Origin of the sequence: Hydrogenophaga sp. (assembly GCF_030158645.1) — a bacterium.
GTDB lineage: Bacteria > Pseudomonadota > Gammaproteobacteria > Burkholderiales > Burkholderiaceae_C > Hydrogenophaga.
Window position 1 is genome coordinate 36,441 of record NZ_JAOASO010000168.1, and the last position, 14,207, is coordinate 50,647.

Sequence of the window (14,207 nt, forward strand, 5' to 3'; positions counted from 1 at the left end):
CGGGGGTGACTGAGCTTGTGCTCAGTTCATGCGCAAGCTGGGGTAGCGGACATGCTCGACCAGCTGCTGCACCTTGCGGCTCGGGGCCGGTGTCACCAGGCTCAGCAGGATGATCACGGCAAAACCGACCGGCACACCGAACACCCCGGCCGAGATCGGCAGGATGCCGAACCACAGCTCGATGGGCGAGGTCACGCCGAAGATGCCGCGCATCCAGGGCTGGGTGGTCACCATGTAGTACACGGTGATGCCCAGACCCGCGACCATGCCGATCGAGGCGGCGATGCCGGTGGCGCGTTTCCAGAAGATGCCCAGCACCAGCGCCGGGAAGAACGCCGCCGCTGCGAACGAGAACGCCGCCGAGACCAGGAAAAGGATGTCCGCCGGTTTCTGCGCCGCCACGTACGCTGCGGCCAACGCCACGATCAGCAGCAGCATCTTGGAGATGGTGACGCGGCGGGCGGTGGAGGCGTTGGGGTCGATCATCTTGTAGTACAGGTCGTGCGACAGCGCGTTGGCGATGGTCAGCAGCAGGCCGTCAGCCGTGGACAGCGCAGCCGCCAGGCCACCCGCGGCCACCAGACCCGAGATCACATAAGGCAAGCCACCGATTTCCGGCGTGGCCAGCACGATGATGTCGCCACCGATGGTCATCTCGTTGAGCTGCAGGATGTTGTCCTTGTTGATGTCGGTGATCGACATCAAGGTGGGATCCACCTTGTTCCACGAGGCCACCCAGGCGGGCAGCTGGTCAAACGGTGTGCCGACCAGCACGTGGAACACCTCGTATTTCACCAGCACGGCCAGGGCCGGCGCGGTGAAATACAGCAGGAAGATGAAGAACAACGACCAGGTGACCGACTCGCGGGCCTCGCGCACGCTGGGCACCGTGTAGTAGCGCATCAGGATGTGCGGCAACGCCGCTGTGCCGATCATCAGGCAGAAGATCAGCGCCAGGAAGTTCAACCGTGAGGTGTCGTACGACTTGACCGCTGCGGCATCCCCATTCGGGTCACCCGAGAACTGCTGTGCGTGCGGTGGCATGCCGTTGAGCGGCTTGGCCTTGTTGTCGGCACTCGTCTTGGCCGCGGTCCATGCTTTCTTGGCGGCGTCTGCGTCCTTGGGCAAGGAAGAGATGGCCTTCTCTGCGGCAGAGATGTCGGCCGATGGCGCATTGGCGGCACGCAACTCGTTCAGCTTCGCTTCGGCGGCGGCCTTGTCGGCGGCCAGCGCAGCGGCCGGGTCCTTGAGCTTCTCGGCCAGTGCGGCAGACCGCTGCTTGAAGATCTCGCGAACTTCCAGCTCCTTCGGATCGGCTGCCAGCAGCTTTTCCTTGGCCGTGACCTTCTCCAGCTGGAAGCCGTAGACGGCCTGCGGCACCGGCACGCTGGTCTGCTTCACGGAGAGCCACACCACCGGGATCATGTAGGCCACGATCAGGATGATGTACTGCGCCACTTGCGTCCAGGTCACCGCGCGCATGCCACCCAGGAACGAGCACACCAGGATACCGCCGAGACCCAGGAAGATCCCGAGTTCGAAGGCCACGCCGGTCAGGCGCGAGGTGATCAGGCCCACACCGTAGATCTGCGCGACCACGTAGGTGAACGAGCAGAGGATGGCCGCGAAGATGCCGATGAATCGCGGCAGGTTGCCGCCGTAGCGCTCACCCAAAAAGTCGGGGATGGTGAACTGACCGAACTTGCGCAGGTAGGGTGCGAGAAACAGCGCCACCAGGCAGTAGCCACCCGTCCAGCCCATGATGAAGGCCAGGCCGCTGTAGCCGGTCAGGTAGAGCGTGCCAGCCATGCCGATGAACGACGCGGCCGACATCCAGTCCGCGCCCGTGGCCATGCCGTTGTAGACCGCTGGAACCCGTCGACCCGCCACGTAGTACTCGGCCGCGTCGGTGGTGCGGCTCATGATGCCGATGCCCGCGTACAAGCCGATGGTGGCGAGCAGGAAGATGAAGCCGATCCATTCGCGCGACAAGCCCATCTGCTCCAGGATGGCCAGGGCCACCACGAAGATGAAGAACCCGCCCGTGTACCACGTGTACACCTTGTTGAGTTGTTGCTTGAAGGCCTTGTTGCCTTGGCCACCACCGGCTTGGGTTTCGAACATGCCTGCCATGGTGTTATTCCTCGGTCTCTTCGACACCGTGCTCGATGTCGAGTTTGTTCATGTACCAGGCGTAGTACCCAATGATCACGCAGTACACCACCAAGGCGCCCTGTGCACCCATCCAGAAGCTGAACGGCCAACCAAAGAAGTTGAAGCTCAGCTCACGCGCGAAGTAGCTCACCACAAACGTCACGACGAACCATATTGCAAGCAATATGGCGGTGACGTTGAGGTTTTTCCGCCAGTAGCGGCGGTGCTTGTCAGTCAGTTCCATGCGATCGACCTCCATCAAGAACACCCTCTCGGGCACATCACGGACACCGCCCCAGTCCCCCGGGCAGACTGCAACCCGTCCGCGTTTCTCGGAAACCGGCTTCCACCGGCCTCCCCTTTTGGCAGCAGCGCAACCGCAGCGTGAAATCAGGCCTGGGCTTGTTGCCCAAGACCGGTCTCACGCTCCAGCTGAGCAGCCACTTTGGGCTCGAACTTTCGGAGGTGGCGAATGATCTTCGCGGCCTCGTCGGGCTCTTGCCGGTCCACATGAACCCGGGCCAGCTGGTACCAGCCGTAAGGGCTCATCGGTTGCAGTTCGGTGTTCTTGCGCAGGGCGGTGACGGCGTCGTCAAACCGGCGCTGGCGAATGAGACTCAAAGCCAGGCCGTACCAGGCCCGGTCGAGTGTGGGATCGAGTTCGGTGGCGCGCCGGAAGGCCGCTTCGGCCTGCTCCAGCTGGCCCATCTCTTCGCTGAGGTACCCCAGGTTGAACCAGCCCGCGGGCTGCGTCGGCTGGGCAGCCACGAGTTGCTGCAAGGCCTGCTGCGCGCCGGTCTTGTCGCCCAGCTCGGCCAACAGGTGGGCGCGCGTGGCCAGCGCGTAGGCATCGGCCCCGTTGACGTCGAGCAAGTCACCCACGCGTTCCAGTGCCCTTTCGCGCTGGCCAAAAAGCACCAGGGCGCGAATCTGCAACTGGATGAACTTGCGGTTGAGCGAGCGATTCACTGACACAGCGCCACTCCAATCTTCAAACAATGGTTCACCTTGGTCAGCGTGACCGCCAACCAGATGAAAGCCAGAATGAGAAACGCCACCAAGGGAAGGTGGCGCTCAAGCACAAATTTCGGGGTGACCAGCCGGGCCACCTGCACGAAGGGTTTGCCCATCAGCTGGAGCAACTGGTAAAAGAGATTCTGGTCCCGGCGTTTGCCGGCAAGCAAGCCCAACACCCATTGGCCCACCAGTGCCAACAGGGCAATTTCGGTGATCAGCTTGACCGCAGAAATGAAGAACAACATGGGGGCCTTGGATGGATTGGCGCCATTCTGGATTTGCACCTTACCGACTTCTTACAAATCGGCTGGCGGCCCACGGGAGGCAGGTCAAACCCTCTAAGGACTAACCCGAGGTTCGCAAGGTGGACGCCGCAGCCGATGAAAAATGGATTCTTAAGTGCTAAACCAATGACCACACATCCGATCGAACCACGCAGCGCAGCGACCGTTCCCGACGTGGCCGGCACAACGACCGGGGACACGGCACTCAACCTGATGACCACACCGGTGAGCGCGCTGATCAAACGCGCGCCGATCACACTGCCACCGCACACCAGCATCCGCGCCGCAGCGCAGCACATGAGCGAGCAGCGCGTGTCCTCGATCCTGATCGTGGAGCAAGGCCACCTGTTCGGGCTGATCACCGATCGCGACCTGCGCAACCGCGTGATCGCCGCCGGGCTGGACACCGAGCGCCCGATCATGGACATCGCCACGCTGGCGCCGTTCACAGTGGGCCTGCACGACCCGGCTTTCAACGTGCTGCTGCTGATGGCGCGCCACAACGTTCACCACGTACCGGTGCTCGATGGGCAGTGCATCAAGGGCATGATCACGGCGACCGACCTGACCGAACAGCACAGCACCTCGGCCGTGTACCTGGCCGGCGACATCTACAAACAAACGTCGATCGATGGCCTGCAGCGTGCCAGCGCCAAGGTGCGCGTGCTGCAACAAAGCCTGGCCGCCGCCGACGCCTCGGCCTACAACACCGGCCACATCATCACCGCCATCACCGACGCGATCACGACCCGCCTGCTCCAACTCGGCGAGGCGCAGCTGGGCCCGGCGCCGGTGGACTACGTGTGGGTCGCCGCGGGTTCGCAAGCCCGCAACGAGCAGACCGCCAAGTCCGACCAGGACAACTGCATGGTGATCGACGATGCGTTCGACGAGTCGCAACACGGTGAGTACTTCCGCGACCTCGCGCGCTTCGTCTGCGACGGCTTGGACGCGTGCGGCTACGTGCACTGCCCGGGCGAGATGATGGCCATGACCGATGCCTGGCGACAGCCTCGCCACCGGTGGGCGGAGTACTTCCGGCATTGGACCCGCGAACCCGAACCCAAGGCGCTCATGCTCACTTGCGTTTTTTTTGACCTGCGGGCCATTGCCGGCCAGACCCGGCTGCTCGACGGCTTGCGGCGCGACGTGCTGCACGGCACCCGGGGCAACACGCTGTTTCTGGCGCACATGGTGGGCATTGCGCTGACCCACCAGCCGCCACTGAACTGGTTCAATGGCCTGTCACCTGCTCGCAGCGGCGAGCACAAGGGCACCATCGATCTCAAGCACACCGGCGTGGTGCCCATCGTGGATCTGGCCCGCGTCTACGCGCTGGCCGGCGGACACACCGAGGTCAACACCCACGACCGGCTGCTCATGTCCGCCAACGGGGGAGACATCAGCGAACAAAGCGCGCGCGACCTGCGCGACGCCCTGGAATTTCTTGCGGCGATGCGCATCCGTCACCAGGCCCGGCAGATGGCGCAGGGGCTGGATCCCGACAACTTTCTGGACCCGGCCGACATTTCCAACTTCGAGCGCACGCAACTCCGGGATGCATTTCAAGTGGTCCAGACGCTGCAGTCGGTGCTGGCCCAGCGCTACAAGTTTTAAAGCTCCACGCCGCCCGGAGTTTCAGTACTTCAGGCGCGAAAAATAGGTCTTCTGAGCGGCTTCGCGCGCCTGCCCCAGCGTGTGGATGCCCTGCTGCGCCAGCAGCGGGATCAGCTTGATGAAGATTTCCGCCGTCACCATGGCATCGCCCATCGCCGTGTGGCGGCCGATCACCGGCACATCAAACCGTTCGGCAATCGCCTCCAGCCGGTGTGAATCCTGGCTGGGGTGAATCACCGCCGACAGCAACAGCGTGTCGAGCACCGGTTGATCGAACACCACGCCGGTGGACTTCTCCTTGATCTGCAGAAAACGCATGTCGAAGGCGGCGTTGTGCGCCACCAGCACCGTGTCCTGCGCGAAGGCATGGAAAGCCGGCAACACCTCGCCGATCTTCGGTTGACCCACCACCATCGCGGGCTGGATGCCGTGGATGGGAATCGAGGCCGCCGGGATGCTGCGCTGCGGATCCACCAGCTGCTCGAAACACTCCTGCCGAAGCAGCTTGCCGTTGACGATGCGCGCCGCGCCGATCTGGATGATCTCGTCGCCCATGGAGGGCTCCAGCCCGGTGGTCTCGGTGTCGAACACGGTGTAGACCAGATCGGCCAGGCGACGCTCATCCAGCGAGCGGGTCTGTTCGGTGGTTTTGAAGAGATCGAAGTCGTAATACTCGGGCCGGCTCTCGCTGCGCACGAAGTTGAGCGCATCGGCCTGGTCCCGCGGATCGGCCAGTGGCAGCAGGATGCGGAAAAATGCCTGGTGGCGCGTGCGCTCGCGCTCGAACCAGAAGGCGCCACCGTGACGCTCGATCACGTCGCGCACACTCAGACTCGTGACCTCGTTGCCGACCTTCAGCGCCTCCATTTCCCAACTCATCACCGTCTCGTTACTGATCGCCTGCCCGGACCAGATCAAATCGAGCTGCGCCTTGCCGGCACTGCCGGTGGCCGTGTCCAGCCGCAACTGCACGAAGCGCACACCGAACTCCTCGGCCAGGCGGCCGGCGAGATACACCAGCACTTGCAACAACGAAAAGCTCTCGACCTTGAGCCACAGGGTCGGATTCACCTCCAGCGCGCTGGCGGGCAGACCAGTCACGGTCTCGATGCGGCGCATCGCCGCCGACACCAGGTCGGCTCCCAGCATGTCTTCCAGCGGCCAGCGGGTCTTGAGGTTGTGCGCGTTGTCCGATTCGATCGTCACGATGCGCCGCGCCAGCGCACCGCTCTCTTCCCGGATCACGCGCAGGAACCGGTCGCGTCCGGCGGGCTCCAGATCGGGGTGGTCCAGCACGTCCAGCGCGGCCTGCATGTTGGCCAGGGCCGAGCGCGTGCCTTCGGTCAGGGTGTGCAGCACCCGGTCGCGTGCCGATTCGGCCTCGAACTCGCGCGTGATGTTGTCGAGCATGAGCACGAAGCCGGTGAGCTCCGCCCGGTCGGCCGCGTCTTCAGCGCTCTGGGCCTGCGCCGAGCGCACCGGCGCCATCTGCACCCGCAGCAACTGACCCGCCGGTGTGGTGGTGACGAGCTGGGCCGACGGCTGGGCAACCCCCGCGAGCATGCGCTGCTGGATGTTCTCCAGCGCATGCGCCACCAGCTTGCGGTCAAACACCGTGTAGATCGAGCGCCCCAGGCCGATCAGCTCGGCGCCACCGCCCACCTCGGGCGCTTGCGAGAGCGCCCGGAACTGCTGGCGAGCGCGCTGGTTGTAGAGCAGGATGCGCCCGTCCAGATTGCACACCACCACACTCTGCGTGAGCTCGGCCATCAACGCAGCCAGCCGGATTTTTTCCTGCTCGATGTCGCGGCTGGCTTCCTGCACGCGCGCGTCCATCTCGCTGCCCAGCCGCGTGCGCTGGGCCACCAGCTGGTTGACCACCTCGGTGAGTGCGCGGTTTTCAGCGCTGCCCTGTGGCGGCAGGCTGCGGGCCACATCGGTGCGCACCAGCACCATGCCCTCCTCGGCCAGCTGGGCGGCGGGTTCGATGAAGTGCTGGATGAGCGCACGCACCGTGAACGCCAGCGCGCCGAACAACACCACGACCATCATGGCCACCAGCGTGCCGCGCGTGCTCAGCAGATCCAGCATCCGTTCGCGCTGTGCCTCATCCAGCGTCGACCAGACGATGCCCGCCGTGGCGCCCAGCCACAGCAACACCGCGGCGCCAGCCAGCCCCACGCCGAGCCACAACCGCCGGTCAACGGGTCGTCGGCTCATGGCGCAGGTTCCAGCAGCTCGCGCACTTTCTGCACCAACTCCCGGGTGGAAAACGGCTTGGTCATGTAAGCGTCGGCGCCCAGCGCCAGGCCCTTGGCCACGTCGGTGTCGCGCCCCTTGGCGGTGAGCATCACGATGAGCGTGTCGCGCAGGCTCTCGCTGGCGCGCACCTCGCTGCAGACATCAAAACCGGTCTTCACCGGCATCATCACATCGAGCAGCACCAGCGCCGGTCGCTCGCGCACGATGGCCTCGATGGCTTCCTGCCCGTCGCGCGCGAGCACCACCTCGAACCCTTCGCGCTTCATCAGGAATTCCAGCGAGATCAGGATGTTGGGCTCGTCGTCGGCGATCAGGATTTTGTGGCTCACGGTGCGTCTCCTTGCGTTGTTGTCGGTCGGTGGCGGGGCAACGAGAAGCCGAACACCGCACCCTGCCCCGCCGTGGACCGCAGCCACATGCGCCCGCCCAGGTGCGTCACGATCTGGCGGCTGATCGGCAAGCCCAGGCCCGTGCCGCCGGGCCGGTAATGCGCATCCCCCGCGATCTGGCGAAACTTCTCGAACACCATGCTTTGCTGTTCGGGCGCAATGCCCGGCCCGTTGTCCTGCACTTCCACTTCGACACCTTCCTCGCGGTCCTTCAGGCTCAACACCACACACCCGGTGTCGCGCGGCGCGTACTTGGCGGCGTTCGACAGCAGGTTGAGCACCACCTGCATCAGGCGGTCGGCGTCGGCCTGCAGCGGCTGCACCCGAGGCGGCACATCCAGCACCAGCCGCACACCGCGCTCGCGCAGCGGCTCGGCCATGGTGCCGGCGGCCTGTTCCAGCAGCGCTTTCATGTCCACCTCGTCGTCGTGCCACTCGGCGTGGCCCGCCTCGATCTTGGCCATGTCCAGCACCTGGTTCACCAAGCGGCTCAGCCGTTCGGCCTCGCCCACGATGATGCCCACAAACTGTTGCCGTTGCACGGTGTCCATTTCTGCATCGTCCCGCATGAGTTCGGCCAGGGCCCTGATCGAGGTCAAGGGCGTGCGCAGTTCGTGCGTCACCGACGACATGAAATCGTCCTTGAGCCGGTCCAGGCTCTTGAGCTGTTCGTTGGCCTGACGCAGGTCGGCGGTGGCCCGCTCCAGCGACTGAGACTTCTCCTCCAGCGCGTGCGAATAGGCGCGCAGCTGCGAGGCTTCGTCGAGGATGCGCATCACGTCGTCCAGGTCCAGCGCCTCCTCCTCCACCACCGAGGCCACCATCACCCGCGCCGACGCGCTGCCGATGGCACCCGCCAGCTGGGTTTCCACAAAATGCACCAGGCGCGCGTCGGCGGGGATCTGTTCGATCTGCCGCGCGCCCACCCGCACGGCATAGCCTTCGAACAGGCGCTGCGCCGCCTCCACGCCGAGGAAACGTCCCACCAGCGGCAGCAGGGCCGACACCTGCGCCTTGCCCTGCCAGAACACCGGGCGCGAAGCCGGCGTGCGTTGGAACACATCCACAAACAACACGGCCTGGCTGGTTTCGCGCGCGGTGGGCGCCCGCCAGAGCGACACACCCACATAGGCCGCCACGTTGGCCAGCAGGCTCCAGATCAGCGAATGCGTGAGGTTGTCGAGCCCGGCCAGGCCCAGAAAGGCCTCGGGCTTGAGCAGCCACCAGCCCCAGGGCCCCTGTTCCAGGAAGCCGGCGGTCAGCCAGCCCGACTTGACCAGCGAGGGCAGCATGAGGGTGTAGGCCCAGCATGCAAAACCCAGCAGCAGCCCCGCCAGCGCCCCGCGCTGCGTGCCGCCCTTCCAGTACATGCCGCCCAGCAGTGCGGGTGCAAACTGCGCCACCGCTGCAAAGCTGATGAGGCCGATGCTCACCAGCGCGTAGGCCTCGCCAGCCAGGTGAAAGTACAGATAGCCCAGCAGCAGGATGCCCAGGATGGCCAGGCGCCGGATGCGCAGCAGCACCGCGGTGAGGTCACCGCTGGCGCGCGCGCCAAAGCGCCGCATGCGCAGCAGCAGCGGCATCACCAGGTCGTTGCAGACCATGGTGGACACCGCGATGGCTTCGACGATCACCATGCCGGTGGCGGCCGAGAGTCCGCCCACGAAGGCGAACAGCGCCAGCGCGCCCTGCCCCTGCGACAACGGCAGCGAGAGAACAAAGGTCTCGGGGTCCATGCGCCCGGGGCCAAAGTGCAGCAGACCGCCCAGCGCGATGGGCAACACAAAGAGGTTGATCAGCAACAAGTACAGCGGAAACGCCCAGACCGCTCGGCGCAGGTGGTTCTCGTCCACGTTTTCCACCACCATCACCTGGAACTGACGCGGCAAAAAAATCACCGACAGCATGGCCAGCAAGGTCAGGCCCAACCACTGCGCGTAAGCAAACGGCTGACCCTGGCCAAACTGCATCAGGCGGCGCAGCTCATCCACCGCGTGGGCCTGGTCAAACAGCGCCGCCGGGCTGGCAAAGAGGCCGAAGCAGACGAACAGACCCACCGCCATGAACGCCACCAGCTTGACCACCGACTCGAACGCAATCGCCGCCACCATGCCTTCGTGGCGCTCGGTGCTGTCCAGGTGGCGCGCGCCAAACACGATGGTGAAACCGGCGAGGGCCAGCGCCACGTACAGCGTGCTGTCGCTCCACCAGTCGGCACTCTGCACCGCCGGCATGCCCAGCGGGGAGGTGAGCACCGCGTACCCGCTGGCAATGGCCTTGAGCTGCAGCGCAATGTAGGGAACGATGCCCACCACCGTGATGAGCGTCACCAGGCCGGCCAGCAGCGGGCTCTTGCCGTAGCGGCTGGCGATGAAGTCGGCAATCGACGTGATGCGATAGGTCTTGGCGATGCGGATCATCTTTCGCACCACCATCCAGGCCAGCAACATGGCCAGCATGGGTCCGAGGTAGATCGGCAAAAACCACACACCGGAACTGGCCGCGCGCCCCACGCTGCCGAAGTAGGTCCAGGCGGTGCAGTACACCGCCATGGACAAGGCGTAGACCCACGGACTGGAGATCACCGAGCGCCCCTGCGCGGCCCGCAGGTCGCCCCAATGAGCCACCGCAAACAGCAGCAGCAGGTAGGCAAAGGAGACGCCGATGACCAGCGGGGCCGGGAGCATGGTCAGTCGGCTGGTGGCACGTTGCTGCGGTGTTCCACCACCCAGGCGAGGGCCGCAATCAGCACACCCCAGATGACGAAAAGCGCCAGCGGAAACAGGGGCAGACCCCACACGCGCGCGTCGTGGTCCCACAAGGCCAGCAAGGGAAAGTTGAACAACGCCGCAGCGGCGAAGAACAGGGCCACCAGGCGCTGGGCGGCAAGGCCTTTGAACATGGTTGTCTCCTCGATCGTCCGCCGCGGCCGCTGACCGCTGGTGGCCTATTCGATTGTGCGCCATGCGCCGACCTTGCACCGACGCGGCATGGCCATGAAAAAAGCGGCAGGGTTGCCCGCTGCCGCTTTGCCGCTCAGACGCCGCAGCGCCGGGGGTTCACTTCTGGCCGGACGAGAGCAATTGCCAGGTGTCGACCACCGAGTCCGGGTTCAGCGAGATCGAGCTGATGCCTTCGTCGCGCAGCCACTGCGCAAAGTCGGGATGGTCGCTGGGGCCCTGTCCGCAGATGCCCACGTACTTGCCTTCGGCCAGGCAGGCGCTGATGGCCATCTTCAGCAGCGCCTTCACCGCCGGGTCGCGCTCGTCGAAGTCGTGCGCGAGCAGTTCCAGGCCGGAGTCGCGGTCCAGGCCCAGGGTGAGCTGGGTCAGGTCGTTCGAGCCGATGGAGAAGCCGTCGAAGTACTGCAGGAAGTCCTTGGCCAGCACCGCGTTGCTGGGGATCTCGCACATCATGATGACCTTCAGACCGTTGTCACCGCGCTTGAGGCCCTTGTCGGCCATGAGCTCGGTCACGCGCTTGGCCTGCGCCAATGTGCGCACGAACGGCACCATCACCTGCACATTGTCCAGGCCCATGTCTTCGCGCACGCGCTTGAGCGCTTCGCACTCCATGGCGAAGGCTTCACGGAAGTCTTCGCTGATGTAGCGCGCCGCACCGCGGAAACCCAGCATCGGGTTTTCTTCATCGGGCTCGTAGCGCGATCCACCCACCAGCTTGCGGTACTCGTTGCTCTTGAAGTCCGACAGGCGCACGATCACCGGCTTGGGCCAGAAGGCCGCTGCGATGGTGGCCACGCCTTCGGCGACCTTGTCGACATAGAAGGCGCGCGGCGACGCATGGCCACGGGCCACCGACTCCACCGCCTTCTTCAGGTCGGCGTCCACCGCGGGGTAGTCCAGGATCGCCTTGGGGTGCACGCCGATGTTGTTGTTGATGATGAATTCGAGTCGCGCCAGACCCACGCCGCCGTTGGGAATCTGGCAGAAGTCAAAGGCCAGCTGCGGGTTGCCCACGTTCATCATGATCTTCACGTCCAGCGGGGGCATCTCGCCGCGCTGCACTTCGGTGATCTCGGTCTCCAGCAGGCCGTCGTAGATGTGGCCGGTGTCGCCCTCGGCGCAGCTCACCGTGACCAGCGTGCCGTCTTTGAGGTGCTCGGTGGCGTCGCCGCAACCCACCACCGCCGGAATGCCCAGCTCGCGCGCGATGATGGCCGCGTGGCAGGTGCGCCCGCCGCGGTTGGTGACGATGGCACTCGCCCGCTTCATCACCGGCTCCCAGTTCGGGTCGGTCATGTCGGTCACCAGCACGTCGCCGGGCTGCACCTTGTCCATTTCGCTGATGTTGTGCACCAGCCGAACCGGGCCTGTGCCCACCTTCTGGCCAATGGCGCGGCCCGAGGCCAGCACCGTGCCCTTGCCCTTGAGCTTGTAGCGCACCTCGGTCTTGCCGGCGCTCTGGCTCTTCACCGTCTCGGGGCGGGCCTGCAGGATGTAGAGCTCGCCGTCGATGCCGTCCTTGCCCCACTCGATGTCCATCGGGCGGCCGTAGTGCTGCTCGATCACCATCGCGTAGCGCGCCAGCTGCTCGACGTCGGCATCGGTCAGGCTGTAGCGGTTGCGCAGTTCCACCGGCACGTCGGTGGTCTTCACCAGCTTGCCCTTGTGGACGCCGTCGCCCGACTTCTCGGCTCCGGAGGTGAAACCCATCTGGATCAGCTTGCTGCCCAGGTTGCGGCGGATCAGCGCGCGCTTGCCGGCCTTGAGCATGGGCTTGTGCACGTAAAACTCGTCGGGGTTCACGGCGCCCTGCACCACGGTCTCGCCCAGGCCGTAGCTGCTGGTGATGAAGACCACGTCTTCAAAACCGCTCTCGGTGTCGATGGTGAACATGACACCGGCGGCACCCAGGTCGGAACGCACCATGCGCTGCACGCCAGCGCTCAAGGCCACGTCGGCGTGGGCAAAGCCCTTGTGCACGCGGTAGCTGATGGCGCGGTCGTTGTACAGCGATGCGAACACCTCCTTCATCTTGTGCAGCACCTCCTCGATGCCGATCACGTTGAGGAAGGTTTCCTGCTGGCCGGCGAAGGATGCATCGGGCAGGTCTTCGGCCGTGGCCGAGGAGCGCACGGCAAACGAGGCCGTGTCGTTGCCGTGGGTGAGCGTCACAAACGCTTCGCGGATGGCCTTTTCCAGATCGGCCGGGAACGGCTGGTTTTCGACCATCGCGCGGATCTCGGCACCGGCCTGGGCCAGCGCGCGCACGTCCTCGGTGTCCAGCGCGTCCAGGCGGGCGTTGATGCGGTCGGTCAGGCCGTCGAATTTCAGGAACTCGCGGAAGGCATGTGCCGTGGTGGCGAAGCCGGTCGGCACTTTCACGCCGCTGGGCAGTTGCGAAATCATCTCGCCGAGGCTGGCGTTCTTGCCGCCGACCGACTCGACGTCGGTCATGCGCAGGTGCTCGAACGGCACGACCAGATCGGTCGCTCCAAACAGGTGGGACATGGGAAAACTCCTAAGGTTGAAAAACCGGGGGTTCCATGCGGGGGGCTGGTGACCTGTTGTTCTGTTGTGGGTCTGGCACCGGGCAGGGAGGCAAATGAGACGGCAGGGCCATTGATAATGGCCCCGACACAACACCCGGTATTGTAAGGACGCGCCCCATGCCCAACCGAACGGTCTTCTTCATCTCCGACGGCACCGGCATCACCGCCGAGACCTTTGGCAACGCCCTGCTGGCCCAGTTCGAGATCGAGGTGCGGCGCGTGCGCCTGCCGTTTCTGGACAGCGTGGACAAGGCGCACCAGGCGGTGCGCCAGATCAACCACACCGCCGAGATCGAGGGCAAACGCCCGCTGGTCTTCACCACCGTGGTCAACATGGAGGTGCTGGCCGTGTTTCAGAACCACTGCAACGGCATGATGCTCGACATGTTCGGCACCTTCGTGGAGCCCATGGAGCAGGAGCTGGGCATCAAGTCCAACCACCGCGTGGGGCGCTTTTCGGACGCCTCCAAGAGCAAGGCCTACAACGACCGCATCGAGGCGATCAACTTCTCGCTGGCGCACGACGACGGCCAGAGCCACAAGGACCTGCAAGGGTCGGATGTGATCCTGGTGGGGGTGAGCCGCAGCGGCAAGACACCGACCTCGCTCTACCTGGCCATGCAATACGGTCTGAAGGCGTCCAACTACCCGCTGATCCCCGAAGACTTCGAGCGCCGCAAGCTGCCCCCCGCCCTGGTGCCGCACCGCAAGAAGATCTTTGGACTGACGATTGCGCCGGAGCGCCTCAGCGAGATCCGCAACGAGCGCCGCCCCAACTCGCGCTACGCGAGCCTGGAGAACTGCCGCATGGAAGTGAGCGAGGCCGAAGGGATGATGCGGCGCGAGGGCATCCGGTGGTTGTCAACGACCACCAAGTCGATCGAGGAGATTGCGACGACCATCCTGCAGGAAATCCGGCCCGAACGCCTGGAGTACTGATCCGCCTCCTCCAGTGGCAGGCCACTGCGGGAT

11 protein-coding genes are annotated in these 14,207 nt (G+C 65.0%); 2 read left to right on the forward strand and 9 right to left on the reverse strand.

Annotated features, from left to right (window positions below; genetic code table 11):
* Positions 1-21 precede the first annotated feature (21 nt).
* The 4 genes from Q1W68_RS18120 to Q1W68_RS18135 form a co-directional block, all read right to left on the reverse strand.
* The gene (locus Q1W68_RS18120; RefSeq protein WP_300717221.1) at positions 22-2,133 is read right to left on the reverse strand and encodes a sodium:solute symporter family protein; all 2,112 of its coding nucleotides are present in this window, start codon (positions 2,131-2,133) and stop codon (positions 22-24) included.
* Positions 2,134-2,137: 4 nt separating this feature from the next.
* Positions 2,138-2,398 (reverse strand): DUF4212 domain-containing protein, encoded by a 261-nt coding sequence (locus Q1W68_RS18125; RefSeq protein ID WP_300717222.1) that lies wholly within the window; start codon positions 2,396-2,398, stop codon positions 2,138-2,140.
* Between the two features lie 146 nt (positions 2,399-2,544).
* Positions 2,545-3,129, reverse strand: a complete 585-nt coding sequence (locus Q1W68_RS18130) for a tetratricopeptide repeat protein (protein WP_300717223.1) — start codon at positions 3,127-3,129, stop codon at positions 2,545-2,547.
* Positions 3,120-3,359 carry a hypothetical protein gene (locus tag Q1W68_RS18135; RefSeq protein WP_300653657.1) on the reverse strand — a complete coding sequence of 80 codons (240 nt, stop codon included), beginning with the start codon at positions 3,357-3,359 and terminating at the stop codon, positions 3,120-3,122. Before Q1W68_RS18135 ends, Q1W68_RS18130 begins: the two co-directional genes overlap by 10 nt.
* A gap of 222 nt (positions 3,360-3,581) precedes the next feature.
* Here Q1W68_RS18135 and Q1W68_RS18140 point away from each other — a divergent pair, with 222 nt between their 5' ends.
* Positions 3,582-5,072, forward strand: a complete 1,491-nt coding sequence (locus Q1W68_RS18140) for a putative nucleotidyltransferase substrate binding domain-containing protein (RefSeq protein WP_300653641.1) — start codon at positions 3,582-3,584, stop codon at positions 5,070-5,072.
* 21 nt (positions 5,073-5,093) lie between these two features.
* On the opposite strand, the gene Q1W68_RS18145 is transcribed toward Q1W68_RS18140, so the two are convergent.
* From Q1W68_RS18145 to ppsA, 5 genes are all read right to left on the reverse strand, one after another.
* The gene (locus tag Q1W68_RS18145; protein WP_300653638.1) at positions 5,094-7,292 is read right to left on the reverse strand and encodes an exonuclease domain-containing protein; all 2,199 of its coding nucleotides are present in this window, start codon (positions 7,290-7,292) and stop codon (positions 5,094-5,096) included.
* Positions 7,289-7,663 (reverse strand): response regulator, encoded by a 375-nt coding sequence (locus Q1W68_RS18150; RefSeq protein WP_300653635.1) that lies wholly within the window; start codon positions 7,661-7,663, stop codon positions 7,289-7,291. The genes Q1W68_RS18145 and Q1W68_RS18150 overlap by 4 nt, the downstream gene beginning before the upstream one ends.
* Positions 7,660-10,410 (reverse strand): sensor histidine kinase, encoded by a 2,751-nt coding sequence (locus Q1W68_RS18155; protein WP_300717224.1) that lies wholly within the window; start codon positions 10,408-10,410, stop codon positions 7,660-7,662. The genes Q1W68_RS18150 and Q1W68_RS18155 overlap by 4 nt, the downstream gene beginning before the upstream one ends.
* A gap of 2 nt (positions 10,411-10,412) precedes the next feature.
* The gene (locus tag Q1W68_RS18160) at positions 10,413-10,625 is read right to left on the reverse strand and encodes a hypothetical protein (RefSeq protein ID WP_300659557.1); all 213 of its coding nucleotides are present in this window, start codon (positions 10,623-10,625) and stop codon (positions 10,413-10,415) included.
* A 157-nt stretch (positions 10,626-10,782) separates the two neighbouring features.
* Positions 10,783-13,194, reverse strand: a complete 2,412-nt coding sequence (gene ppsA / locus Q1W68_RS18165) for a phosphoenolpyruvate synthase (RefSeq protein ID WP_300717225.1) — start codon at positions 13,192-13,194, stop codon at positions 10,783-10,785.
* A 158-nt stretch (positions 13,195-13,352) separates the two neighbouring features.
* Here ppsA and Q1W68_RS18170 point away from each other — a divergent pair, with 158 nt between their 5' ends.
* The gene (locus Q1W68_RS18170) at positions 13,353-14,174 is read left to right on the forward strand and encodes a pyruvate, water dikinase regulatory protein (protein WP_300659561.1); all 822 of its coding nucleotides are present in this window, start codon (positions 13,353-13,355) and stop codon (positions 14,172-14,174) included.
* Positions 14,175-14,207: the final 33 nt, after the last annotated feature.

Bases quoted from the DNA above. Each gene is read 5' to 3' on its own strand.
- Q1W68_RS18140 (WP_300653641.1), top strand. From the start codon at position 3,582: ATGACCACACATCCGATCGAACCACGCAGCGCAGCGACCGTTCCCGAC.
- Q1W68_RS18120 (WP_300717221.1), bottom strand. From the start codon at position 2,133: ATGGCAGGCATGTTCGAAACCCAAGCCGGTGGTGGCCAAGGCAACAAG.
- Q1W68_RS18125 (WP_300717222.1), bottom strand. From the start codon at position 2,398: ATGGAACTGACTGACAAGCACCGCCGCTACTGGCGGAAAAACCTCAAC.
- Q1W68_RS18145 (WP_300653638.1), bottom strand. From the start codon at position 7,292: ATGAGCCGACGACCCGTTGACCGGCGGTTGTGGCTCGGCGTGGGGCTG.
- Q1W68_RS18170 (WP_300659561.1), top strand. From the start codon at position 13,353: ATGCCCAACCGAACGGTCTTCTTCATCTCCGACGGCACCGGCATCACC.
- Q1W68_RS18160 (WP_300659557.1), bottom strand. From the start codon at position 10,625: ATGTTCAAAGGCCTTGCCGCCCAGCGCCTGGTGGCCCTGTTCTTCGCC.
- ppsA (WP_300717225.1), bottom strand. From the start codon at position 13,194: ATGTCCCACCTGTTTGGAGCGACCGATCTGGTCGTGCCGTTCGAGCAC.
- Q1W68_RS18155 (WP_300717224.1), bottom strand. From the start codon at position 10,410: ATGCTCCCGGCCCCGCTGGTCATCGGCGTCTCCTTTGCCTACCTGCTG.